A 24,967-nucleotide genomic window follows, 5' to 3' on the forward strand; every position below is an offset into this window, starting at 1 on the left:
CATCTTTTTTCATTTTTTGATATAATCACCTTTGTAAGTAATTCTTAGCAAGTTGGGGGTGGACACACTATGACCATTCGTTACCCAAATGGAAAAAGGTATAATCAAGCTTCACAACCTCAAAAAACACCTATAAAAACACATACTTATAGTAATAGAGGTATGTCCCTTGAAGAGGAATTGAATGAAACAAATCAATATTACTTAACCCATAATATTGCATGTGTACATAAAAAGCCTACACCTCTTCAAATTGTAAAAGTAGATTACCCCGCTCGAAGTGCTGCAGTGGTAAAAGAAGCGTATTTTAAACAACCTTCTACAACAGATTACAACGGTGTATACAAAGGGAAATACATCGATTTTGAAGCAAAGGAAACAAAAAATAAAACTAGTTTCCCACTTCAAAACTTCCACCTTCATCAAATTGAACATATGAAGCAAGTAGTTGCTCATAATGGAATTGCATTTGTTATTATTAAATTTACACTTTTTGATGAATTTTATTTACTAGATGCAAAACATATTATTGCATTTTGGAATCGTCAAAATACTGGTGGACGCAAGTCGATTACGAAAGAAGAAATAGAAGAGCATGGATCCTTATTATCATGCGGTTATCACCCTCGGATTGACTATATCCGTGTACTAGACATGGTTTATTTTTCGTGATAGAGTCATCACTAAGGCTCTTTTTTCGACTTTTGGGGGAGAGAATGAAAGGTAGGAGAAAGTATAATGTCAGATAATTATCGTTCTCGTACAGAACGAAATCATGTGAAAAATCAAGAGAAAAAAACACATAAAGAAGAAAAACCAAAGAAAAAAGGCTCCTTTTTCAAGAAATTTCTTATAGGTTGTCTACTTCTTGGTATCGTTGGTCTTGTAGCCGGCGTTTCCGCTTTCTTTGTTATGGTAAAGGATGCTCCAAAATTAGACAAAGCCAAACTTGTTAATCCTTTATCAACAAAGTTTCTTGATAAAAACGGGAATTTTTTCTATGAATACGGTGCTGAAAAACGAACACACGTTACTTATGATCAAATTCCAAAAGTAGTTGAAAATGCATTCCTTGCAACTGAGGATTCGCGTTTCTATGATCATAATGGAATTGATTTTAAACGAACTACAAAAGCAGTTATGGAAAATGTCACTGGTGGTTTCGGTTCCCAAGGTGGTAGTACGATTACACAGCAAGTCGTTAAAAACTACTTTCTAACGATGGACAAAACTGCTAAAAGAAAAGTACAAGAATGGTACTTATCTTACAAATTAGAGCAACAATACTCTAAACATGAGATTTTAGAAATGTACTTAAATAAGATTAATTTAGGTAACCGTTCATACGGTATTGCGACAGCAGCGCAAAAATATTATGGTAAAGATTTAAAAGACTTGCAATTACATGAAGCTGCTATGCTCGCTGGTTTACCCCAAGGTCCAAACATTTATGATCCAACAAAAAAGGAAAATGTTGAACGAGCAACAAATCGTCGTAATGTCGTATTATCATTAATGAATCGACATGGTTATATAACAAAAGAAGAAATGAATAACGCCGTTAAGATCCCAGTAACTGAGGGCCTTCAACCGTCTTCAGAAGTAACTGAGATGAAGTATCAAGCATTTTTAGATGCGGTTGTAAAAGAAGTTGAAAAAGAATATCCTGATGTAAATATCGGTTCAGATGGTTTAACAATTCATACAACACTTGATCAAGATGCTCAAGATTACGCTGAAAAAATTATGGATGGTAATCTTATTAAGTATCCAAACGATCAATTCCAAGGATCATTCGTATTTATGGATACACAATCTGGAGAAGTTCGAGCAATTGGTGCTGGACGTAAAGAAAATAAGTCCACTTTCAAAGGTCATAATATGGCAACTGATTTAAAACGCCAAGTTGGTTCAACAATGAAACCAATTTTCGACTACGGTCCAGCGATTGAGAATCTTCAATGGTCTACTTACCATCAATTAAATGACTCTGAATATACTTATTCGGATGGCACAAAGATTAAAAATGCTACAGGGAGTTTTAAAGGTGACGTTTCACTTCGTGAAGCATTGAAGAAGTCATTAAACATCCCGGCTTTAAAGACAGCTCAAACAGTTGGACTTAATAAATCAAAAGAGTTTGCTGAAGGTTTAGGTATGACATTTGAAAATGGAGTACATGAATCTACTGCAATTGGTAGTAACGATAGTTCTCCATTAGCAGTAGCAGGTGCATATGCAACCTTTGGTAATGGTGGTAACTATAATAAACCACATTTCGTAAAAGAAGTAACCTTCCCGGACGGGAAAAAGAAAAGCTTTAAACCGAAAGAACAACGCGCTATGCAAGACTATACAGCTTACATGGTAACTGACGTTCTTCGTGACGTAGTAAAACCTGGTTCTGGTGGTACAGGACCAACAGCATATGTTTCAGGTGTTGACGTAGCGGGTAAAACTGGAACGCAAAACTTTGATGCAAAAGATTTAAAGAAATACGGCATTCCAGCTGATGCAAACAGGGATAGCTGGTTCGCTGGATATACACCACAATATACGATGGCTGTATGGACGGGTTACGTAAAGAATGGTCCAGAAAACTACATTAGTGATCGTTATACTAAAATTGCACAGCAAATGTTCCAAGTAATGATGAGCAAATTCGCTACAGATAAATCACGCTTTGAACGTCCTTCTTCTGTACAAGAAATAAACGGAGAATTATACGTAAAAGGCGCGAAAAAAGATGCAATTAAACAAATTAAAGTAGATGCCCCTAGTGGTCTGAATGTCACTTTTGATGGCGCTAGCACAGTTACACTAAACTGGTCTGGACCAGCAGAAGTCGATGCATATGCAGCCAGCTATAAAGCAACTGATGGTTCAAGTGGTAGCCTATCAATAAGTGGTACGACAGCTACTCTTGGTGGTATTAAACCAGGTGTTACTTACAGCTTCTCTGTAGTAGCGAAAAAAGGCACTGGAACAAGCCCAGCAGTTGGTGCATCCTTCACTGCGCCTGGCGGAACTCCAGATGCGAAAAAAGCTGAAGAAGAGGCTAAGAAAAAGGCCGATGAAGAAGCTAAGAAAAAAGCTGATGAAGAAGCCCAGAAAAAGGCTAATGAAGATAAAGTAAAACAAGACGAAGCTAAGAAAAAGGCTGAAGAAGAGGCTAAGAAACAACAAGAACAACAGCAAGAACAACAACGTAAACAGCAAGAAGAAGCTCAAAAGAAAGCTGATGAGGAAGCTAGAAGAAAAGCTGATGAAGAAGCTAAGAAAAAAGCTGAAGAAGAAGCTAAGAAGAAAGCTGAAGAAGAGGCCAAGAAAAAAGCTGAAGAAGAGGCTAAGAAACAACAAGAACAGCAACACCAAAATACCGGAGGAGATACACCTCACGCAGACGGTGCTGTTGTTACAACAGAGTCCTAATATACAAAAAAGAAGTCCGTTTCTCTTAACGAGAAGCGGACTTCTTTTTTGTTATCATTTTCTTTACATACAGCTTTTCTATTTCGATATACAACTGCGCTAATTGAATATAAGAATGATAATTACTCGGTTTCTTTATAATGAATGAATATCTTTCCATAAAATTAACAGGTTGCACTTTTAATTTATTCGTATTTATTTGCATTTCATTCAAACTATGAACAGGTTGTTCATTTAGCCAATAGACAACCGATAACAAGTGAGCTGCAAAAAGAATCATTGGTCCCTCAGCCTCTTGCTTATTTCTATTTCGAAACAGTATAGCAATGTCTTCATGCTTATTTTTCCATACATTCAACATCGCTGGAATGCTGTTTTCAATTTCCTTCCATGGCTCATACTGTCTTTCAATATCAAATATAAAGTAAGTATTTTGTATTATCTCTTCAAAAGAATTGTCTGTATGATACTTAACTAAATTTACACTTTCTTTAAAAAATGGTAAACAGTGAAATTCTTTCGGTATTTCTATAACTCGCTCCATCCTTTATTTCACCTTCATTCGCTTCTTTCCTTCACGACATACTTCTAACAGTCTGCACTCCTCACATTGTGGTCGTTGTGCTTTACAGTGATAACGTCCAAAGAAAATCATACGATGATGTGTAACTCCCCACTCATCCATCGGTACTTTCTTCATTAATGTTTTTTCTACTTCTAACACCGAATCTTTCCATCTACAAATCGCTAACCGTTTGCTCACTCTTTCTACATGCGTATCAACAGCAATTGCCGGGATGCCATACGCTACCGAAACAACTACATTTGCTGTTTTTCTCCCTACTCCTGGTAATTTCGTCAACTCGTCACGGTCTTCTGGAACTTTTCCATTATAATCATCCAGCAACATCTGACACAATTTTTGAATGTTTTTTGCTTTATTTCTATACAACCCAATAGAACGTATATCTTGTTGTAACTCTTCCAAAGATACACTTAAATAATCTTCTGGTGTTTTATATTTTTGAAATAAATTTTTCGTCACTTTATTTACAAGTGCATCTGTACATTGTGCAGATAGTGCCACCGCGATTACTAATTCAAAAGGATTCTCATGAATTAATTCACAATGTGCTTCTGGATACATATCCGCCATTGTGTCTAAACAATAGCGAATTTGCGTTTTATTTAACATATACTTCCTCCTATATTACTGCTCCAACCAATTATAAAAAGGCACTTTTCCAGTAAATTTCGTCTCTTGTTTTGTCATTTGTTGTGCTCTTTGTTGATTCGCTCTAAATTTTTGACCTTGATTTTGAGCCTGATCTACCGTTTTAATTCCATTCTTTTTCCACTCAAATAAAATACGATCAATATATCGGAAATTTAGTTTTCCACTCATTACAGCTTCTCTAAGAGCCGCTTGAATTAAATTTGGATGATGTTGATCTTGGTCCTCCCACATTCCTAACGTTTCACATTCGAACGGCGAAAGTGGTCTTCCAAATTCTTTTTCAAATACTGTATATAAATTTACTTGCAGCTGTTTTTTTTCTTTTTGCTCTTCCTCTATTGATTCATCCATTAAGAAATGTAATATTTTCTCCCATAACGGTTGTAAAGAATAACTTTCGCACATCATCGCTTCTGATCTTTGTCCACCTTCTAGTGATAAAAAACCTTTTTGAATCAATGCTTGAATTACTTCCATACATTTCATTTCCGTTATCGTCATCCGTTCAGAAATCTCTGATGGAGTCGGAAACGAATTACCTGATTCTAAAAATGTGTGTACATGAAGTACGACCATAAATTCCGTCTCATTTAATCCTAATTTTTTATAATGCATCATAAGTAATTTTGGAATTGCAATGCTTCCCTGCTCAAACCACTGTAACATCATTTTCTTTTTCATCACCAAACACCTCGCTCTCTAGTATAACACACCTTTAGCTATTTCTTTTTGCCACAATTCGTCAAAAAAACCTCCCTATTAATGGGGAGGTTTTTTATATTACATGAATGAAATATAAAATTAAGCTTGCACTTTACTTTTCATAAATGTATGGATACGCTCTAATGCTTTCTCTACTTGTTCAAGAGATGTCGCATATGATAAGCGAACATTATTTGGAGCACCAAATCCTGTACCTGGTACAAGAGCCACTTTTTCCTCTTCTAATAGAGCTTTTGCCCAATCATCAACTGTTGCATATCCTGATAAAGCTACAGCTTCTTTTACGTTAGGGAATAAGTAAAATGCACCTTGCGGTTTAATGCAAGTAAAGCCAGGGATTTGAATTAATTTATCATAAATGATGTTTAATCTCTCTTCAAAGGCTTGACGCATTGTTTCCACAGGTTCTTGTGAGCCTGCATATGCCGCAATTGCGCCGTATTGAGCGATTGAAGTAGGGTTTGACGTACTATGACTGGCTAAGTTCGTCATCGCTTTAATAAGCTGCTTATTTCCTGCAGCATATCCAATACGCCATCCTGTCATAGAATGAGATTTAGATACACCATTAATAATAAGTGTTTGTTCTTTTAATGCATTAGAAAGCTGGGCAATTGAAGTATATTCTACGCCACCATAAATTAATTTTTCATAAATCTCATCAGAAACGATTAAAATATCATGTTCTAAACATACTTCTCCAAGCTGTTGTAATTCTTCTTTGCTATAAATCATTCCTGTTGGATTGCTCGGTGAATTAATAATAACTGCTTTCGTTTTCTCTGTAATTGCCTCACGCAGCTGCTTTGCTGTAATTTTGTACTCATTGTCTTCTAAACCTTCTACATAAACCGGCTTACCGCCAGCAAGCTTTACTTGCTCTGGATAGCTTACCCAGTAAGGAGTTGGGATGATAACTTCATCTCCCTCATCAAGTAATACTTGGAATAATGTATATAATGCATGCTTTGCACCATTACATACAATAATTTCAGATGGATCATACGCAATACCTTGATCACGAGTAAATTTCTTCACAATTTCTTGTTTTAACGATTGTAATCCACCTGTTGGTGTATACTTCGTATGCCCTTCTAACATCGCTTTATGTGCAGCATCCATAATATGCTCTGGTGTATTAAAGTCAGGTTCCCCTGCCCCTAATCCAATTACATCATGACCCTCTGCTTTTAATGCTTGTGCCTTTGCTGTAATTTCTAAAGTTGAAGACGGTGTTAAAGCAGCTACTCGCTTTGCTAATTTCATTTGTAGTTCCCCCTACATCTATTTTTCAATGCTATATCGTCTTAAAAATTTTCCATCTTTAAATTCAAGATAGTAATAACTATAACGATTGTCATCATCAATATATGTAACTTCCCATAGTGGTACATCATTTTCAAAGCCTAATTTCACTTTCATAATCTCTTTCGGCTTACTTTTTGATTCCTTACTTTCATTGCCGACTTGCTCTATTGTTCTTTGTATAGCCTCTTTTTCAGAAATACCTTCGCTCTTTTTCCTTACTACAGTATCCCCTTTTTTCTCAGGCACCCAAACGATAAGTTGTTCTCCCTTTTCATCTGTACCTTGCACGACTATATATGCAGATTTTCCGTTGTAATAATCAACAGATTTCACCTTTGTAAGCTTTGCTTTTTCTTTAGCAATTTCTACAAATTTCGACTCTTTTGGAATTTTCTTTCCCATCGCTTTATTATAAACATACGCCCCATATATTCCGCTAGCAACGATAACAATAATGATTGCAAAGATCCACTTTTTCATTGTATCACTACGTTCTGTAAATCGTAAATACAGCTGTTTCTTTATCTTTTTCGTCTAATGCTAGTCCGAACATGAGGTCCTGCTCTTTTAACGTACGATTTAAACTATCAACAATTTTATACAAATCCGACGAATATTTAATACGCGTCGTTGATAGTACTTCGATTTTCTTATCCATGAAAAAACTCCTCCGTTACACAAAAATTTCTAATTATAGAAGAACGCAATGCGGTTACAATAAGAGTACATTCTTTACAACCCCTGCTTCATCACCCATCTATTATAGCAGGACATGTACAGCAAAAAAAGGTTTCAAGTCGAAAACCAACACATTTTGTATACAAGAAGTAAGAAAAATAAAATTCCTCCTACCCACATTTTTTACGCCTGAAGTTTATAAGTACTTCAGGCGTATTTTTCTTCCATTTTTATTCATTTGATGGTTCTTCTAATTGTACTAACAATTCTTTTAATGGCCCTTCATAAAGAGGTACGTTAGGAATCGATTGTAGAAATCGTTTTCCATAGGAAGAACTCGTCAAACGACGATCTAACACTACTACCGTACCTGTATCTGTATTCGTTCGAATTAAACGGCCGAATCCTTGTTTGAAACGTAATATTGCTTGTGGGAGCGCTAATTTAGCGAATACATCTTCACCTTGATTTTTTAGCCACTCACCTTTCGCTTCCATCATCGGCTGATGAGGAGGTGTAAATGGTAGACGGACTATAACTAGACAACTTAAGGCATCTCCAGGAATATCTATCCCTTCCCAGAAACTGCTCGTCCCTAATAAAATTGATTTGTCGAACTCTTGAAACTTTCGAATTAAGCGGCTTCGACTTCTATTATTCACACTTTGGGTGAGTAATAAATAACCCTCTAATTCATCATTATTTTTTAAATTCGCATACGCTTCTTTTAACATTTCATACGAAGTGAATAAAACGAGCATTCTGCCTTTTGTGGCTTTTGCTATCTTTGCAATATGTTCCGATACAGATTCAATATATCGCTCATTACTTACTTGCTTAATAAAAGGTACATCCGTTGAAACCATTAATTTCATCTGTTCATCATAACGAAATGGTGACGGAACCTTTAAAGTATTTGGAGCGAAATCATGTAAACCAAGTTCCTCTTTTATATAATCAAACGTATCGTTAACTGTTAGTGTTGCGGATGTAAAAATAACACTCTTTTTTTCTGTTAAAAATTCATCAGCAAATCTTTCACCAATATGGACAGGCTGTGCGTATAGAACTGTTGAATGAATCGTCCCTTTCGTTTCAGTCTCCATCCAAGTTACATACGAATTCTTTTCTAATACGAGTAACTGTAATGATTCTGCCATCTTTCTCAGCAACTCAATTAAATGCATAAATTCACCTGTTACAACATGCATCTCCCATTCTAACTTACTTTGCAATATATCCACTTGCTTCTCAAGAGCAGTTACTACCCTTCTTAATTCATATATAAAACGATTTGTTAATTCGACGATACTATCCCACAACTTACCTTTTTCTAGTTCTGCGTTATACCTATAGATGAGCGGCATATTATTCGTTCCTTGCTCTTGCTTTGTTTGTTTAAATATAAAAGTACGTAACATTTGGAAGAGTTCATCCGCATCAAACTTAAGTTCCTTCAAACTATAACTTATCATACGGAAAGTTGAACGAGATGCTTGCTCTGATTTTTTCATCATTTTATATACTTTGGAGAGTACATCTTCTGTTTCTAGTGTCCCAAGACGAGATATAACCAATTGAAAATACATACAAGAGAACTGTTCACCCAATGTTCTACTCGCGGCTTCTTCAATATGGTGAGCTTCATCAAAAATAATATGTTCGCATGAAGCGAACAACGGTTCTTCACTTGAAAAATCTTGAAATAATAACGCATGATTTGTAATAACGATATCTGCAAATAAAGCTTTATTCTTCGCTCGCTGGTAAAAACAACGACTAAACCAATTACTTTGCATACCGCCTGGACTATACGCATCGCTACAAATACGATTCCAAAGTAACTTTCCGCCCTCAGGAATATTTAATTCGTCTCGATCACCTGTTTCAGTTTGCAATAGCCAAACTAAAATCTTCGCCTTTGTAAGTGCCATATCATAATTTTTTTCTTCCTCTTGCAAAGCATACTCAAATTTATGTAAGCATAAATAATGCTTTCTTCCTTTTAGAAGAGCTGCCTCAAATGAAAATGGCATTATTTTTTGTAATAACGGAATTTCTTTTTCTAATATTTGTTGTTGGAGTTGTACCGTTTGTGTACTTATAATGACAGGTTCTTCTTTTCTCTTTGCAAAATAAAGACTAGGAAGCAAATAAGCGAGAGTCTTTCCTGTTCCTGTACCGGCTTCAATTAGTGAAAAACGAGAATCTCTTAACGCCGTATATATCTCTTTCATCATCAGTTGTTGACTTTCTCTTCTTTCAAACTTTGGCATATGTGATTCCAATTTATCCATCGTTTTATTCAAGAAAGCATCAAACTTTGATGAACACGTTTCTCCAAGGTTTAAGGAATAGTTCCGCTTTTTCAGCGCAATATTTCGATGTATTTCATACTGCGCTATATCTTCTTTACCGTGCATTACTTTCTTTAAAATATTTTCAGAAAGCACATCAGCTATATCGCTTTGGAACACATCACTTAATTCATAAAGCGATTGCAACGTGACAAGTGGTAACTTTTCAATTTCATTTAAAAATTGTAAAAATAATTCCGCTGTTGCAAGAGCATCACTATCCGCACGATGTGGTTGATCGTGCTCTAGTTCATGCTTCTTAGCTAAATCACGTAATTTATAACTATCGGCTGTCGGCAAAAGAATTTGAGCCAATTCAACCGTGTCGATTTTCGGACAATGTATTTCTGTATATCCAGCTTGCCTTAATTCTTCATTTAAAAAATTCCAATCAAAGTGAACATTATGCGCAACGAAAGCCGCACCTTGTAATAGCTCAACAATCATCGGGGCTACATCTTGAAATAACGGGGCTTGTTTTACAAGACTTTCATCAATCCCTGTTAATTCTGTAATAAATGGTGGGATCTCTCTCTTTGGGTTAACAAAAGACGAAAAAATCTCCAATATCTCTCCATCTTCTACTACAACAGCTGCAATTTGGGTAATTTTATCCTTCCCATCTTTCCAGGAGTTCCCTGTCGTCTCTAAATCAACAACGACATAACGCTTACTCATATATGTAACACCTCAATTTCTTACCTTTCAAACAACAATAATTTATATAATGTTACTATACCACGTTTTATCTCATCTTAATGAAAAGATGCACAAAAAAGCTATCTCCGCAATGGAGATAGCTTTTCTACTTATAATATCGTACCCGCTTTTTCAGCACCTAACATTTCAATAATTTGATTATTATCGTCTAGTACTGCAATTTTTGGTTCTTGTGTATGAATCTCTTCTTCCGTAACTAGCCCATAACAAATAATAATTACTTTGTCCCCTGGTTGTACAAGTCTTGCCGCAGCACCGTTTAAACAAACAACACCACTACCGCGTTCCCCTTTAATAACGTATGTCTCTAAGCGAGCACCATTATTATTATTTACAATTTGGACTTTTTCGTTTTCTACAATATTTACTGCATCCATTAAGTCTTCATCAATTGTAATACTACCTACATAATTTAAATTTGCCTCCGTTACAGTTGCACGATGTAACTTTGCTCTCATCATTGTGCGAAACATAGATGCTCCCCCTTATTTAACCGTTAATGTTATATTGTCAATTAATCTTACATTTTCAAACTTAACTGCAATAGCTAAAATGATTCTTCCTTCGACTTTCTCTACCATTGTTAATGACGGATATGCATATAAATCCGCATAATCTACAGTGCCTTTCGTATGCGTCTCAATATAATCTTTCACAAGATTTTTAATGATTTCCGGATTACGTTCACCTGCCTCAATTCTTTCTTTCGCTATACATAGGCTGCGGTATAAATGAAGAGCTTCTTCACGTTCATCTTGTGATAGGTACACGTTACGAGAACTTTTCGCTAAACCATCTTCTTCCCTTACAATATCAACTGGTACGATTGTAACTGGAATATTGAAATCAGTTACAAACCCTTCAATTACTGCAACTTGTTGAGCATCTTTCATACCGAAATAAGCACGCGTTGGCACCGTAATATTAAATAGTTTCATCAGTACAGTTGCAACACCAGCGAAATGACCAGGTCTTTGTTGACCGCATAATACGTCCGTGCGCTTCACAACTTCTACTGTTGTTGTTTGTTCTGCTGGATACATTTCTTCTACACTCGGATAAAATAAATAATCTACACCGTTTTCTTTTGCTACATTTTCATCTCTATCAATATCACGAGGATATCGATCTAAATCTTCATTTGGGCCGAATTGTAGTGGGTTTACAAATACACTTAAAACTACAATTTCATTTTCTTCTCTTGCCTTACGTAATAAAGTAGCATGGCCTTCATGTAAATAACCCATTGTTGGAACAAAACCAATACTCTTTCCACTTGCACGAAGTTCGCTTGTAATTTGCTGCATCTCTTGCACTGTAGTTACGATTTTCATTATTGTTTTCCTCCGTATAACGCTAAGCATTCTTCCTCTTTCATTGTGAACGAATGTTTTTCTTCAGGAAATTGCCTTGTCTTTACTTCAGTAACATATTGTGAAATCCCACGCACAATCTCCTCTTGAACAGACGTATATTGCTTCACAAATTTCGGAACACGATTTACGCCGTATGAGATAAGATCATGATAAACAAGTACTTGCCCATCTACTTTTTGTCCTGCACCAATCCCAATTGTTGGTATTGTTAGTTGCTCTGAAATAAGTTCTGCTAACTGCATTGGTACACATTCTAACACAAGCGCTATTGCACCAGCTTCTTCACATTTCTTTGCATCTTCTATTAATTTTTTTGCACTCTCCGCATCTTTTCCTTGCACTTTATATCCACCCAACACTCCTACAGATTGAGGGGTTAAACCTAAATGCGCTACAACAGGAATTCCTGCGTTCGTCAAATATTGAATCGTCGATATAACTTCTCCAGCACCTTCTACCTTCAGTGCGTGTGCCCCGCTCTCTTGAACGATGCGACGTGCATTCACCATCGTTTCTTGTAATGATACGTGATACGACATAAATGGCATATCAGTTACAATAAACGTCTCTTTCGCTCCACGGCGTACAGCTTTCGTATGATGAATCATATCCTCTACTGTTACAGGTACTGTTGAATCGTATCCGAGTACAACCATTCCAAGAGAATCTCCAACTAGAATCATATCAACTTCAGCTTCTTCTGCTAATTTAGCAGATGGATAATCATACGCCGTTAGCATTGTAATCGGCTCACCTTGCTCTTTCATCTTCAAAAAATCTGTTTTTGTTTTCAAAAACTACTCCTCCTTTATGCAGGAGAGAGGAGATGGCCGAAATCATATAAAAAACCCCTCTGGCCATAAAAGGGCAGAAGGGTTGTGTGTTAGTCGGCATTATTCATCCCTCTGTCCCAGTCCGTTATTGGATCAAGGCAGAATCCAAGTTATTATTTTTCGTATGACTTCGAATCATGGTGCAGTTCGCTCTGATACTGCCCACATTCGAACTAATTATAGCAAACTACAAAAAGGAATTACTACATTTTTTTGAAAAAATAATTTTTTATTCTTATTACGGTATATGAAATTTAACACGAGAGTATATATGCTATACAGTTTTTATGGAGAATTCAATCCTGAAAAGATACATGTTTTTTCAACGCATGCTAAAAAAGTCCAAGTTAATTTTTTCTGTAATCCATTTAACTGTATAGTATAACTCTTAAACTAATGATGCAGGTTAATTGAGGAAAGTACTTAACAAAGGAGAATTGCAGATGTCTATGAACAGGTGGTTATTTCGATTCAGCAGTTTGCTTGTAATGATTGTATGGTGGATGTCTTTAGGATCCTCCCATGTATTTGCCACAGTTACTGTCGTAACACCCCCCACCGATTTAACGAAAGTGATTGAGGTTGAACTAAATGATGATTACTTTAATCCAAATGTTATCACGATTCCGCTTGAAGGATCAACAACATTACTATTGAAAAATAAAGGTAAAAACGAGCACACCTTTACAGTGAAAAAACTCGGCATTGACGTCGTAATCGAGTCAGGAAAAGAAAAGAATATTACCGTGAAACCTAAAAATACTGGTACATATGAATTAATATGTCGATACCATCTTCTTAAAGGAATGGCAGGCAAAGTAATCGTCAAATAACATGCCCTGTCAACTCGACGGAAGATATTTTGAAATGAACTTTAAATATGAAAAAAATTTATTATCATGTTACAAATTCAAATCAAAACTATTGAAATAAAAAGAAGTTCCAAAAGAGGAACTTCTTTTACTTAATTTCAATATCTGCAGAATGAATATGATGTACTTTCCCCTCATGATCCTCCAGAAGTAATACACCATCCTCTGTGATTCCTTTTGCTAACCCCGTAATTGTCTCTCTCATCGTTCGAGCGGTAATTTCTTTCCCGATGCTCACAGCGTAACTTTCCCAAAGAATTTTAATGACAGAGAAACCATTTTGTAAATATTCTTCATATAATTTTTCTAGTTGTAAATAGATTTGTTGCATAAGTTCTGCACGAACAATCGGCTTACCTGATTCAATCGCTAATGAAGTAGCGATGTGCTGAATTTCTTCATCAAAATGTTCTTGCTTTTGATTCGCATTAATACCGATGCCCATAATGACAGCATTAATTTTATCAGGATCCGCTTGCATTTCTGTTAATATACCTACAGCCTTTTTACCTTGAATTAAAATATCATTTGGCCATTTTATTCCTACGTTTACACCTGTACATTTTTCAATTGCCTGTGCAACACTAACAGCCGCTAACAAAGTAAGTTGCGGTGCATGATGAACTGGGATTGATGGGCGTAAAATAATACTCATCCAAATCCCTGTTCCTTTTGGTGAATGCCATTTTCTGCTTAAACGACCTCTTCCCGCTGTTTGTTCTTCTGCTACAACGACAGTTCCTTCTTCTGCACCTTCATAAGCAAGTTTTGCTGCAATGTGCTGCGTTGATTCAACAGTTTCTTCAAAATACACTGTTCTACCAATCCGCTTCGTTTGTAGCCCTAACTGAATTTCATTAGCGGTCACTTTGTCTGGCTTACTTGCAATTCGGTAACCTAATCGACGCACAGCTTCAAGTTCATATCCCTCACTCCGCAGATCCTCCATATGTTTCCACACGGCAGTTCTTGAACAACCAAGTTTATCACTAATTGTTTGGCCGGATACAAACTCGCCATCCGCTTCAGAAAAAACTTGCAATAACTGCTTTCTTATAGTAGATTGCATCCTTGTAGCCACTCCCTTATACGCTCTTTCTCATTAACTACGTTTCCTTGTACGATTGCTTCTTCGATTTTCTGAAGCATCTCAGCAACCCACGGACCAGGCTTTTTGTTTGCCCAGTTTAATAAATCATTACCAGTCACATTCATTTCTTGACGCTCCTGGATTGGCAATGCATGAAACATTGATTGTACTCGTTCAACAGATGTAGGGTCATAGCGTTCAATCATCGCTTCATATACTCTCTCTGCCATTTCAGCGATATGAATTCCCGTTTTATAAAGAAGGACTGTATCCCAATCCTTCTCCTTTCTAGTACGGATTGTCAATAAAACTGCAACAATATCTTTTATTTTTTTATTCGAAAACTTCCATTGACGTAAAAAGACAGATGGATGTTCTTCTCCGATACAATATAAGAAAAATGCCCACGCCTCAATATCCGTTTCGAAAGAATCCCATTTATACTGCGTAGCTTTTAACAGTCTCTCTTCTGACATTTGTAAATATGGCAAATGAGAAAATAGCTTCGTCTCTACTAATTCTTTGAGACCTTTCACACAATATGTACCAGTTAACAGTTTCTCAAACTCTACTGTAATACGCTCAATTGCTATATGTTCTAGCAAATGCCCATACGTTTCAATCGCTTGCTTCGTTTTCATTTCTAATGAAAAACCTAACGTGCTTACAAACCGAATACCACGCATCATTCGCAGGGCATCTTCTTGAAAACGATCCGCAGCATTTCCAACTGTCACAATTTCTCTCTGTTGAATGGCTTCCTGTCCAGCAAATAAATCGACCATTTTGCCTTCTTCTGTCATAGCAATTGCATTCATCGTGAAATCACGACGTTTTAAATCCTCTTCTAATGAACGAACAAATTGAACACTACTAGGTCTTCGAAAATCTTCATATTCGCTTTCTGTTCGAAAAGTAGTTACCTCATAGGGCTCACCATTTTCTACAACAATTACAGTTCCATGCTCAAGACCAACAGGAACATTTCTTGGGAATATAGCCATCACTTCTTCTGGTAGAGCAGATGTCGCAATATCAATATCTCCAATCGGCCTATCGATAATAAGATCTCGTACGCTCCCACCAACAAAGTAAGCCTCATGTCCTTGTTGCTTTAATGTCTCAATAATAGAACTAGCTTTTTTAAATCTTTCCATTTTTGTCATCCCTTAGTACGTCATAGTAAATCGTTTCATATTGTGAAACAATCTTTTCTGAGCGAAATTGCTCATAAACACTTTCTCTTGCTCGTTCTCCCATATTACGGTGAAGTTCCTCGTCCTTTAATAGCTGAATAGCTTGATTTGCCACTCCTGTTGTATCGCCAACTTCACATAAATATCCTGTTTCCCCGTGTTGAATAACCTCTGGAATACCTCCAACCCGCGTTCCGATACAAGGTACACCACACGCCATTGCTTCTAATAAAACAAGACCAAAACTTTCCTTCTCTGATAGAAGCAACATTAAATCACTCATCGCAAGTAGTTCTGCAACATTATCTTGCTTCCCTAGGAATAAAACGCGATCTTCAATATGTAAATTCTTCACTATCTGTAAAATCGTACAGAATTCTGGTCCGTCTCCAACAAGAAGCAACTTCGCATCTACTTCTTTAACAATTTTAGCAAATGCCTGAACAACATCCTGCACACGTTTCACTTTACGGAAATTCGAAATATGAATAAGTACTTTTTCACTCTCACTTATACCATATTCTTTCTTTAATTGAGACATATTACGCTTGAAATATACACGTTCGTCTATAAAGTTATATACCGTTTGAATTTCTTTACTTGGTTTTACAAGCTCATGTGTTTCGTTAATTAATGAATGCGAGACAGCAGTAACAACATCCGATTGCTCAATACCAAAACGAATTAAATTATTTAACGAAGGGTCGGAACCTAACACAGTAATATCTGTTCCATGTAAGGTTGTAACAATTTTAATACGCTCTCCGATCATTTGTTTTGCTAAATATGCACAAATTGCATGTGGTATTGCGTAATGCACATGTAAAATGTCTAAGTTTTCTCTTTGTGCAACCTCGGCCATTTTACTTGCTAACGCTAAATCATATGGTGGATATTGAAATACAGAGTATTGATTTACCGTCACTTCATGAAAATAAATGTTTGGATATACTTTATTTAACCGGAATGGTAAACCCGATGTAATAAAGTGAATTTCATGCCCACGTTCCGCCAATTGCTTTCCTAATTCTGTTCCAACAACTCCAGAACCACCTACAGAAGGATAACATGTAATACCTATTTTTAATTTCATTTACATCCCCCTAATAAATCAGCATGTAATAAAACCGGTTTCTTACTCATAAATCCCTCGGCATACAAGACTCCAACTTCTTTTCCAAACATCTTCTCACGAGCGATCACAGTTTCAACGTAACCTTCTGTTAACGGTGTCTTAACACCATCACTCCCTGTTGAAAACTGACTTTCATACGCTTCTAATGCTTCCACCTTTATAGAGAGGTACTCACTTATATCTATACAAAAATTCGGTTTATGAAAACCATTAATCATATAATTATAAAAAGACTCCACACGATGTGGTGAAAGTTCCGGCATATATTTACGGATTCCTGCTGAAAAAATAGCCTCTTCCACAAGCTTTGCACAATTTGCATGATCTGGATGGCGATCTTCATAGTACGGCGCAAAAACTAGTTTTGGTTTATATGTACGGATCACCTTGACAATTTCACGTATATACTCTTCTTTCATATACAAACCACGGTCTGGCATCGCTAAATTCAGCCTCGTTTTTACTCCCATTATACGAGCTGCGACCTTCGCTTCTTCTTTTCTCAACTCTATCGTTCCATTTGAAGAAAGATCAGCTTCTGTTAAATCACAAATACCTACTTCATACCCTTGCTTTGTATATTTAGCGATGGTACCAGCCATGCCGATTTCAACATCATCGGCATGAGCACCAAACGCTAATATATGTAATCCACTCATAATTGTTCCCCTCATTTTCTTAACTTACGATAATCTAAATCTCCTCGCTCTAATGCGTGCATTAACATTTCAGCACTTGCCATATTCGTTGCAAGTGGAATCGCATATACATCACATAAACGAAGTAATGCATTCACATCCGGTTCATGCGGCTGTGCTGTTAATGGATCGCGGAAGAAAATCACCATATCTAAATCGTTCTTTGCAATCATTGCACCAATTTCTTGATCTCCACCAAGAGGGCCAGATTGATATCTTGTTACAACTAATCCAGTCGCTTCCATAATACGAAGCCCTGTCGTTCCTGTTGCAAATAATTCATGTTGTTCAAAAATTGGTTTATATGCGTATGCAAACGAAACCATATCATTTTTCTTTTTGTCATGTGAGATTAAGGCAATTTTCATCCGTTGTCTCCCCTTTAGTCGATAATATTTTCTAAACCGTACACAAGATGATCAAGGTTCATTACTGTCTCAATTGATAGTTTTACACCTGACATAAATGATGCACGATTGAATGAATCATGACGAACTGTTAACATTTGTCCATCTCCACCAAACATTACTTCTTGGTGTGCAATAAGCCCTGGCAAACGTACACTATGAATGTGAATACCGTCTACATTTGCACCTCGTGCACCTGCTAGTTGCTCTACTTCATTTGGATGACCTTGCTGCTTTGATTCACGATTTTGACGAATTAACTCTACCGTTTTTACAGCTGTACCAGATGGTGCGTCTAATTTTTGATCATGATGTAATTCAATTACCTCAACATCTTGGAAATATTTCGCTGCCATTTGTGAGAATTTCATCATAAGAACTGCACCAATTGCAAAGTTTGGAGCAATAATTGTTCCTACTGCTTTTTCTTTTGCATTCTCTGTTAAACGTGTCAATTCTTCTTCTGTAAATCCAGTTGTACCAATAACCGAACGAAGTCCACGCTCAACTGCAAGTGTAACGTGTTGTTTCCCCACTTCTGGTGTTGTTAAATCTAACAACACATCTGCTTCTACTTCATCTAAACAAGTATGTAAATCAGCGTAAATCGGCGCATGTAATGCTGGCATGCCAGGTAAATCAGAAATCTTCTCACCACCATGCTTATAATCCACTGCTGCTACTAAATTAAAATGTTCCGTTCTTTCCATAAGAAGGACTGCTTCATGTCCCATACGTCCTCTTGGTCCGGCGATAATTACTTTAATTTCTTTCATTATTCTTTCTCTCCCTCATCAATACGTGTCCAGCGATCTTTATCACGTGTATTAAATTTATTCATTACAATGTTATGTGCTGTCTCTAAATCAATATTTAAACTATTTGCCATACAAATCATAACAAATAATACATCTCCAAGCTCTTCTTCAATACTTCTTTCTTTTTCAGTTGTTTTCTTCGGTTTCTCACCATAATAATGATTTACCTCTCTTGCAAGCTCTCCCATTTCTTCCGTTAAACGAGCCATCATTGCAAGCGGACTGAAATAACCTTCTTTAAACTGACCAATATATGCATCTACTTCTTTCTGCATATCTTTCATCGTTTTTGCTTCCATACTATTCACCTCTAATCCTTCCTCTTTCATGTTAGCCAATTCATCGCGATTTGACAAATATTATTCCCCGCCAAACACCTATTTGCGACCCATTTTTGGATAGACTATAATAAAGTGAAACTTTCTTTTGCGATTTTCACAAAAAATCAGCCCGCATCAATCAGGTTCTTACTATTTTCACTAGCAACTAGAAATTACTTATTATTATGTTTTACTGTTTCAGCGGAGCAATGCAATCATTACATAATTAGGGGGATTTCTATATGACATCAAAATTGAAGATGCGAAATATTATTTTTATTTTAATCGGTTCCGCTATATTTTCTTTCGGTATTGTCAATATCAATATTGAAAACCACCTTGCAGAGGGTGGGTTTACTGGTATTACACTATTATTGTATTTTTTATTTAAGTTTGATCCTTCCTACTCAAACTTAATTTTAAATATCCCTATATTTTTTATTGGTTGGAGGTTACTTGGCAGAACGACATTTTTATATACATTAATTGGCACCTTTAGCGTATCTTTATTTCTATGGATTTTCCAGCGTTACGAAGTACTCAACTTACATTTAAACTTGCAAAATGATATGACACTCGCAGCTTTATTCGCCGGGGCATTTATCGGTATCGGCCTTGGAATAATATTCAAATATGGCGGGACTACTGGCGGTGTAGATATTATCGCACGACTAGCTCACAAATATGTTGGCTGGAGTATGGGGAAAACAATGTTTATGTTTGATGCTGTCGTTATCGTAGTTTCTATTCTTACCTATTTATCATACCGCGAGGGCATGTATACGCTAGTTGCTGTTTTTATCGGTGCTAAAGTCATTGATTTTATGCAAGAAGGAGCTTATGCTGCCAAAGGAGCGACTATTATCTCAGAGAAAAACGATGAAATTGCTGCCAAAATTTTATCTGAAATGGAGCGCGGAGCAACCTTTTTAAAAGCTGTTGGATCGTATACAAAAGTGGAACGTAACGTATTGTATTGCGTTGTTGCTAAAAATGAAATCGTGAAATTAAAGAATATCATTACTTCTGTAGATCCTCATGCTTTTGTCGCTGTAAGTGATGTACATGATGTAGTTGGTGAAGGATTTACGTTAGATGAAAATAAAAACCCTTTACATAATTAAATGTAACTAGAAAAGCGCCTTAGCTTTTCTAGTTTTTTATTACAAGTCTTTTAAGCTTCTCAAAATCCTCATGAATAAGCTCCAATAAACTCCGATTATAAAAAATGGAAGCTGGATGAAAAGTCGGAAAAACATGATATTCTTTCTCTGACCATGTAAACTCTGCACTTTGCATATCCTTTAATTTTTGAATGGGCTGTTTTAATAATTGCCCGTGTACATCTGTGATTTTTTTATTTTTTCCTGTTAAACGTTGAAGACCGATATTTCCAAGCGTGACGATAAGCTTCGGATGTATTTTCTCTAATTCATAATCTAACAAAGGCGCATGGGCAACTATTTCTCCCTGATTTGGCGTTCTATTATACTTTTTTTGTATGATTTCACCATTTCGTTCTTTTTTCTCTCGCCATTTATAAGGTCTACTTCGAACAGCGCTCGTAATATATACTTCTTCCCTTGTAACATCAATACGCTCTAAAAAATCCATTAATTGTTTTCCCGCTCTCCCGCTAAACGGAATCCCATTATGAATTTCTGTTTCACCAGGCGCTTCTCCTAACAACATAAATTTGGGATTTTCAGGACCTTGTCCACTTAAAAAACCTTCTAGTTGATAAGGAGCACTGCGCTCTTGCACTTGTTTTACTAAATGGTCTGGATATTTCATTTCCCCCCACCGCCTTTCCGCATTACTTCTATTATTTCTATTTGCAATACATTATATAATTCAATCCATACAACAAAAAAAGACTATCAAAATTGATAGTCTTTAGTCGTCGCTACGCTGCATACCAGTATACATTAATACGAGACGTAATAATTCAAATACCGCTACAGCTGCAGCTGCTACATATGTTAATGCTGCCGCATTTAATACTTTACGAGCTTGCCCATATTCATCTGTTGATACAATACCTAACGCTTCAATTTGTTGCATTGCGCGCTTTGACGCATCAAACTCAACTGGCAATGTAACGAGCTGGAACACAACACCTGCTGCCATTAAAATGATACCTAATAACAATAGTTTTGACATTGTCGCAAATATACCAATCATAATAAATACCCATGATATATTCGATCCAAAATTAGCCACAGGAACTAACGAATGACGAATACGCATAAAGTTATAATCTTGTGCATCTTGAATTGCGTGTCCTACTTCGTGTGCTGCAACTGCTGTACCAGCAACTGAATGTCCATAATAGTTATCTGTTGATAATCGAACCGTCTTAGCGGTTGGATCATAATGGTCTGATAAATGACCTGGTGTTTCTTCTACAGCTACGTTGTATAATCCATTTTCATCTAAAATTTTTCGAGCCACTTCCGCTCCTGTCATACCTGATGTTGAATAAACTTGTGAATACTTGCTATAGGCACTACGTACTCTTGACTGTGCATACAACGGTATGATCATTATGATCGCGAAGTAAATTAAATAAAACATCATGAACCTCCATTGAAGTTTTAATTATAGTACTTCTCATTCTATTTTCTTCTGCCACTATTGTCAATGAATAAACCTTACAATCCATATCTTTATTTATTGCATTATCTATTTTTAGAATGTACATTACTTTTTCTTTTTTCTCTCTCTCCTTTATACTTTCTCCATCCAACATAAGTTAATGTGAATAAAATAAGTCCCCCAGTAATTGTCATAAACCAAATGAGAGAGGGTGCAATTTCATCTTTTTTTACTGTGTGAAATATCTTTTGCAAATCCCCTTTAATAATCCCTAATTGCATTTGGCCGCCTTTCGTTTTTAACATAACGTTACGAAATTCATCTAAATAAGATAAATGAACATTTACACGCTGGACCTCGTTTTCTGGCAAAGCAATCATTAAGCTTGGATAAATAATATTGAATTCATTTAAAAACGTATTTAACGTTTGTTGAAACTGCCCAGCATCTTCTTTTTCCATCGCTTTTTCCATTTGAGAAAAGGCATCCATTACTTTTCTTTCTCTTTCCATCCAAAGTGGTTGATATTTCGATACTTGTGCATCAACAGCAAGTTGTAATGCCAGCACATTATCAATTTTAGCTTGCTTACCTAAACCTTCTTCAGAGAGCGATTGTTGCGCCTTATCGTAAGCTAAAGAAATAACTCTAACTTGATCTGGTGTTACTTCCTGCTTCTTTTCATTCCCCTTTATTAAAAACTGCTCCGAGAAATGTTGTAATACTTGTACCGCTTTTTCATCTTCATTACGCTTCACTAACTGTAACGAGTCGTCTAACAACCCTGTTAGCTCATTCCACTCTTCAGCATATATACGTAACGGAAACATTATAATTAGAAATGCTATCAATCCAATTAATGTTCTCTTCATCCCGGTCCCCCCTATAACTACTAGTACAAAATATGTTAATTTGGACAAGAATAGAACAGAACTAGACCGAAAAATATATTATCGTTTTACAAAGAAAAAATTCTCTTTAAGCAGAGAATTTTTTCTGTGACATCCTTTTCTTTTTTACGAAATATCTATATAAGCTGTAACAAAGTATACTCCCACCTAAAATGAATAATAAAATAGCACACGCAGCATGCATAAAGAACTCTTCTGGTAACATTAATATAATTGGATCCTTTTCAGGATCAAAAACCCAATAATCATTACTAAATAAAAGTTTATGGAATAATACAAAACTCTTTTCAAAATTAATAGCAATTGGTAACATAAGCGCTATCGGAAAAATGATTGTTAAAATCGATCCGTGCAGTAAAAACTTTTCATTTTTCTTTTTTAATAAATAAATTCCGCCTATCACTGCAATCATAATTGTCGCATACATCACATATTGAATCTTTACTAAAATATTTTTAACATCTACAAAATGAATACGGCCATTTGTGGACATATCTAATGTGGGCAAATGTAATGCTCCGTCATAAAACGGGGATAAATATGTAATAAGCACATCGTAATTTCTTTTAATTTCATCCTTCGTCATATCCGCTAAATCAGGAATATTTAAAAAATCAATTTCAAAATAATACAACCATTTTCCATACACAACTGCCGTTGTTGCGAGTGCAAAAATAGAAAATGCTATGCTATATGAAACAACTAAAGTAATCAATCGATCCAATATTTTTGTACCACTCTTATTTTTCTCCATGTTCTCCCCCTAAATGTTCTAACCATCATAAAGAAAATTGTTTTCTTTGCTCACGTAAGCAACAATAATATGTAATACATAGTACAGCAATACTTAACCAAAACGTAAAATAACCAATTTCCTCTACAAACAAATGCATAATTCCATATCGCGGCATTTGCCAAAATAAATAATCAATTGCATCGTTATGCAACGTCCACACAGCTGCTACTATAAAATGCCATTTTTTTATACGATAGAATGGAGCATATAAAAATCCTTGTATTGCCATCGCGAAGTGCGAAAGCATTAACATGTAGCCCATAAGGCCTATGGGCCCTTTTACGTAAATCATAATCGCGTTTACAACAACAGCCCAAATACCATATTTTATTAAAGTTACAATCGCTAACGCTTCTATTAATCCCCAGTTTCTCTTTGCCAAAAAAGCAATTAAAACAAAGACAAAAAAGAGAGTCGCCATAGGACTATCTGGTACAAACGGCCAAAATATAGGTGACGTTTCTTTCAATTGATTTCCGTACCATATAAATCCATAAATTGTACCTAATAAGTTAACAATTAATAAAAATAATAATACCGAGCGTTGTCTTAACATTGCATACAAGTACACCAATCCGTATGTCCAACACCTTTCAAGCAAAGTAATTCATTCACTAAATCCTACTCTATTATAACAAACTTCATCCAACTAAATAGAAAAGCTGACTACAAATTTTGTAGTCAGCTTTTCTATTATTTTTTATTATACTTTGCAACGAATTCCGAAAGCTTCTTCAGTTCCTCATCCGTACCTTTAAATACACCTTTAGGCATTGAACCTTTTCCCTCTTTCGCAATTTTAGCAATTTCTTCTGGCTTTAAAGTTAAGTTTTGCAGTGCCGGTGCTGCTGCCCCGCCTTGTAAATTGTCACCATGACATGTTAAACAAGTATTTTTTTGCATTAATTTATAGCCATCATCATTTTTATCAACTGGCGCTGTTTTTACAATTGCTCCTTGTTTTTTTGCAGCTTCCCAGTCGTGGTGTGCTACAGATTCCCAAGTTAAAAAGATAATCGATGCAATTGCTAAAAGCATAAATCCAGTTGCCACAGGACGCTTCAATGGACGTCTTTCTGGACCTCGATCAAGAAATGGAGCTAACAGTAATGCTCCAAACGCAATCCCTGGCATAATAAATGCTCCAATTACAGTAAATGAACCGGAAGCATACGAATACTTTAATAACTGATACAAGAATAAGAAATACCAATCTGGAAGTGGTATATATCCAGCATCTGTTGGGTCCGCCATTCTCTCAAGCGGCGACGGATGCGCCACTGTTAAACATAAATAACCGATTAAAAAAACTGCACCAACCATCCATTCTTTTAACAAGAAGTTCGGCCAAAATGCTTCTGTTTTCCCTGGGTATTCAGAATAGTCTTTTGGAATATTTGGTTTCCGAGCTACTGGTACCCGAGAATCTCCTACAAACTTCATCCCTTTGCCGCGATGCATA

27 protein-coding genes are annotated in these 24,967 nt (G+C 36.1%); 4 read left to right on the forward strand and 23 right to left on the reverse strand.

All coding sequences use genetic code 11. The annotated features are described in order from the left end of the window. The first annotated feature begins 69 nt into the window (after nt 1-69). On the forward strand, nt 70-672 hold the full coding sequence (recU, locus tag MKY38_RS14220; RefSeq protein WP_000155598.1) for a Holliday junction resolvase RecU: 603 nt from the start codon (nt 70-72) through the stop codon (nt 670-672). Nucleotides 673-738: 66 nt separating this feature from the next. Next, nucleotides 739-3,432 (forward strand): PBP1A family penicillin-binding protein, encoded by a 2,694-nt coding sequence (locus tag MKY38_RS14225; RefSeq protein WP_065223979.1) that lies wholly within the window; start codon nt 739-741, stop codon nt 3,430-3,432. Between the two features lie 25 nt (nt 3,433-3,457). Here the strand turns inward: MKY38_RS14225 and MKY38_RS14230 are convergent, their stop codons facing one another. The 10 genes from MKY38_RS14230 to panB form a co-directional block, all read right to left on the reverse strand. Next, nucleotides 3,458-3,976: a YpoC family protein gene (locus MKY38_RS14230; RefSeq protein WP_016122187.1), complete on the reverse strand. Its 519-nt coding sequence runs from the start codon at nt 3,974-3,976 to the stop codon at nt 3,458-3,460. 3 nt (nt 3,977-3,979) lie between these two features. Next, nucleotides 3,980-4,627 (reverse strand): endonuclease III, encoded by a 648-nt coding sequence (nth, locus tag MKY38_RS14235; RefSeq protein ID WP_000933030.1) that lies wholly within the window; start codon nt 4,625-4,627, stop codon nt 3,980-3,982. A 15-nt stretch (nt 4,628-4,642) separates the two neighbouring features. Then, nucleotides 4,643-5,350: a DNA replication protein DnaD gene (dnaD, locus tag MKY38_RS14240; protein ID WP_000728542.1), complete on the reverse strand. Its 708-nt coding sequence runs from the start codon at nt 5,348-5,350 to the stop codon at nt 4,643-4,645. Between the two features lie 120 nt (nt 5,351-5,470). Next, nucleotides 5,471-6,658 carry an aspartate transaminase AspB gene (gene aspB, locus MKY38_RS14245; RefSeq protein WP_000761571.1) on the reverse strand — a complete coding sequence of 396 codons (1,188 nt, stop codon included), beginning with the start codon at nt 6,656-6,658 and terminating at the stop codon, nt 5,471-5,473. Nucleotides 6,659-6,676: 18 nt separating this feature from the next. Next, a complete protein-coding gene (locus tag MKY38_RS14250) occupies nt 6,677-7,180 on the reverse strand; it encodes a cell wall elongation regulator TseB-like domain-containing protein (RefSeq protein ID WP_000758739.1) in 504 nt (167 codons plus the stop codon). Between the two features lie 7 nt (nt 7,181-7,187). After that, nucleotides 7,188-7,358 (reverse strand): YpmA family protein, encoded by a 171-nt coding sequence (locus MKY38_RS14255; RefSeq protein WP_000358352.1) that lies wholly within the window; start codon nt 7,356-7,358, stop codon nt 7,188-7,190. A gap of 250 nt (nt 7,359-7,608) precedes the next feature. Beyond that, nucleotides 7,609-10,413 carry an ATP-dependent DNA helicase DinG gene (gene dinG / locus MKY38_RS14260; RefSeq protein ID WP_065223978.1) on the reverse strand — a complete coding sequence of 935 codons (2,805 nt, stop codon included), beginning with the start codon at nt 10,411-10,413 and terminating at the stop codon, nt 7,609-7,611. Between the two features lie 131 nt (nt 10,414-10,544). After that, nucleotides 10,545-10,928 (reverse strand): aspartate 1-decarboxylase, encoded by a 384-nt coding sequence (panD, locus tag MKY38_RS14265; protein ID WP_000490184.1) that lies wholly within the window; start codon nt 10,926-10,928, stop codon nt 10,545-10,547. Between the two features lie 12 nt (nt 10,929-10,940). Next, nucleotides 10,941-11,789, reverse strand: a complete 849-nt coding sequence (panC, locus tag MKY38_RS14270) for a pantoate--beta-alanine ligase (RefSeq protein WP_065223977.1) — start codon at nt 11,787-11,789, stop codon at nt 10,941-10,943. Continuing rightward, nucleotides 11,789-12,625, reverse strand: a complete 837-nt coding sequence (gene panB, locus MKY38_RS14275) for a 3-methyl-2-oxobutanoate hydroxymethyltransferase (protein WP_000851108.1) — start codon at nt 12,623-12,625, stop codon at nt 11,789-11,791. Before panB ends, panC begins: the two co-directional genes overlap by 1 nt. 482 nt (nt 12,626-13,107) lie before the next feature. Between panB and MKY38_RS14280 the strand changes: the two genes are divergently transcribed. Continuing rightward, entirely contained in the window at nt 13,108-13,497 is a 390-nt protein-coding gene (locus tag MKY38_RS14280; RefSeq protein ID WP_046392517.1) for a cupredoxin domain-containing protein, read from the forward strand. A gap of 127 nt (nt 13,498-13,624) precedes the next feature. On the opposite strand, the gene MKY38_RS14285 is transcribed toward MKY38_RS14280, so the two are convergent. Genes MKY38_RS14285 through MKY38_RS14315 form a run of 7 tightly spaced genes read right to left on the reverse strand, consistent with a single transcriptional unit; the run spans nt 13,625 to nt 19,179 of the window. Further along, nucleotides 13,625-14,605 (reverse strand): biotin--[acetyl-CoA-carboxylase] ligase, encoded by a 981-nt coding sequence (locus MKY38_RS14285; protein ID WP_001192063.1) that lies wholly within the window; start codon nt 14,603-14,605, stop codon nt 13,625-13,627. Beyond that, complete coding sequence (locus MKY38_RS14290) at nt 14,590-15,783, reverse strand: CCA tRNA nucleotidyltransferase (RefSeq protein ID WP_000439321.1); 1,194 nt, start codon at nt 15,781-15,783, stop codon at nt 14,590-14,592. Before MKY38_RS14290 ends, MKY38_RS14285 begins: the two co-directional genes overlap by 16 nt. Further along, a complete protein-coding gene (gene bshA, locus MKY38_RS14295; RefSeq protein ID WP_000768305.1) occupies nt 15,770-16,915 on the reverse strand; it encodes an N-acetyl-alpha-D-glucosaminyl L-malate synthase BshA in 1,146 nt (381 codons plus the stop codon). Before bshA ends, MKY38_RS14290 begins: the two co-directional genes overlap by 14 nt. Beyond that, nucleotides 16,912-17,616, reverse strand: coding sequence for a bacillithiol biosynthesis deacetylase BshB1 (bshB1, locus tag MKY38_RS14300; protein WP_000015673.1), 705 nt, complete (start codon nt 17,614-17,616; stop codon nt 16,912-16,914). Before bshB1 ends, bshA begins: the two co-directional genes overlap by 4 nt. Nucleotides 17,617-17,627: 11 nt before the next feature. Beyond that, entirely contained in the window at nt 17,628-18,023 is a 396-nt protein-coding gene (gene mgsA / locus MKY38_RS14305) for a methylglyoxal synthase (RefSeq protein WP_065223976.1), read from the reverse strand. A gap of 14 nt (nt 18,024-18,037) precedes the next feature. Then, the gene (gene dapB, locus MKY38_RS14310; protein WP_000658813.1) at nt 18,038-18,838 is read right to left on the reverse strand and encodes a dihydrodipicolinate reductase; all 801 of its coding nucleotides are present in this window, start codon (nt 18,836-18,838) and stop codon (nt 18,038-18,040) included. Continuing rightward, a complete protein-coding gene (locus MKY38_RS14315; RefSeq protein ID WP_002108639.1) occupies nt 18,838-19,179 on the reverse strand; it encodes a nucleotide pyrophosphohydrolase in 342 nt (113 codons plus the stop codon). The genes dapB and MKY38_RS14315 overlap by 1 nt, the downstream gene beginning before the upstream one ends. Before the next feature lie 263 nt (nt 19,180-19,442). Between MKY38_RS14315 and MKY38_RS14320 the strand changes: the two genes are divergently transcribed. Beyond that, the gene (locus MKY38_RS14320) at nt 19,443-20,324 is read left to right on the forward strand and encodes a YitT family protein (protein ID WP_000202121.1); all 882 of its coding nucleotides are present in this window, start codon (nt 19,443-19,445) and stop codon (nt 20,322-20,324) included. Between the two features lie 28 nt (nt 20,325-20,352). On the opposite strand, the gene MKY38_RS14325 is transcribed toward MKY38_RS14320, so the two are convergent. The 6 genes from MKY38_RS14325 to qcrC all read right to left on the reverse strand — a co-directional run bounded on the left by MKY38_RS14325 (nt 20,353) and on the right by qcrC (nt 24,966). Next, entirely contained in the window at nt 20,353-20,994 is a 642-nt protein-coding gene (locus tag MKY38_RS14325; RefSeq protein ID WP_000876871.1) for a uracil-DNA glycosylase, read from the reverse strand. 102 nt (nt 20,995-21,096) lie between these two features. Continuing rightward, nucleotides 21,097-21,780 carry a zinc metallopeptidase gene (locus tag MKY38_RS14330; RefSeq protein WP_011109966.1) on the reverse strand — a complete coding sequence of 228 codons (684 nt, stop codon included), beginning with the start codon at nt 21,778-21,780 and terminating at the stop codon, nt 21,097-21,099. A gap of 101 nt (nt 21,781-21,881) precedes the next feature. Continuing rightward, a complete protein-coding gene (ypjB, locus tag MKY38_RS14335) occupies nt 21,882-22,670 on the reverse strand; it encodes a sporulation protein YpjB (RefSeq protein ID WP_000831584.1) in 789 nt (262 codons plus the stop codon). Between the two features lie 106 nt (nt 22,671-22,776). Continuing rightward, entirely contained in the window at nt 22,777-23,463 is a 687-nt protein-coding gene (lit, locus tag MKY38_RS14340; RefSeq protein WP_000414377.1) for a lipoprotein intramolecular transacylase Lit, read from the reverse strand. Nucleotides 23,464-23,488: 25 nt separating this feature from the next. Beyond that, the gene (locus MKY38_RS14345) at nt 23,489-24,079 is read right to left on the reverse strand and encodes a DUF1405 domain-containing protein (RefSeq protein ID WP_025709269.1); all 591 of its coding nucleotides are present in this window, start codon (nt 24,077-24,079) and stop codon (nt 23,489-23,491) included. A 119-nt stretch (nt 24,080-24,198) separates the two neighbouring features. Then, on the reverse strand, nt 24,199-24,966 hold the full coding sequence (qcrC, locus tag MKY38_RS14350; RefSeq protein ID WP_000554603.1) for a menaquinol-cytochrome c reductase cytochrome b/c subunit: 768 nt from the start codon (nt 24,964-24,966) through the stop codon (nt 24,199-24,201). Nucleotide 24,967: the final 1 nt, after the last annotated feature.

This window comes from Bacillus sp. FSL R5-0585, from assembly GCF_038004545.1.
In the GTDB taxonomy this organism is placed as follows: domain Bacteria; phylum Bacillota; class Bacilli; order Bacillales; family Bacillaceae_G; genus Bacillus_A; species Bacillus_A cereus.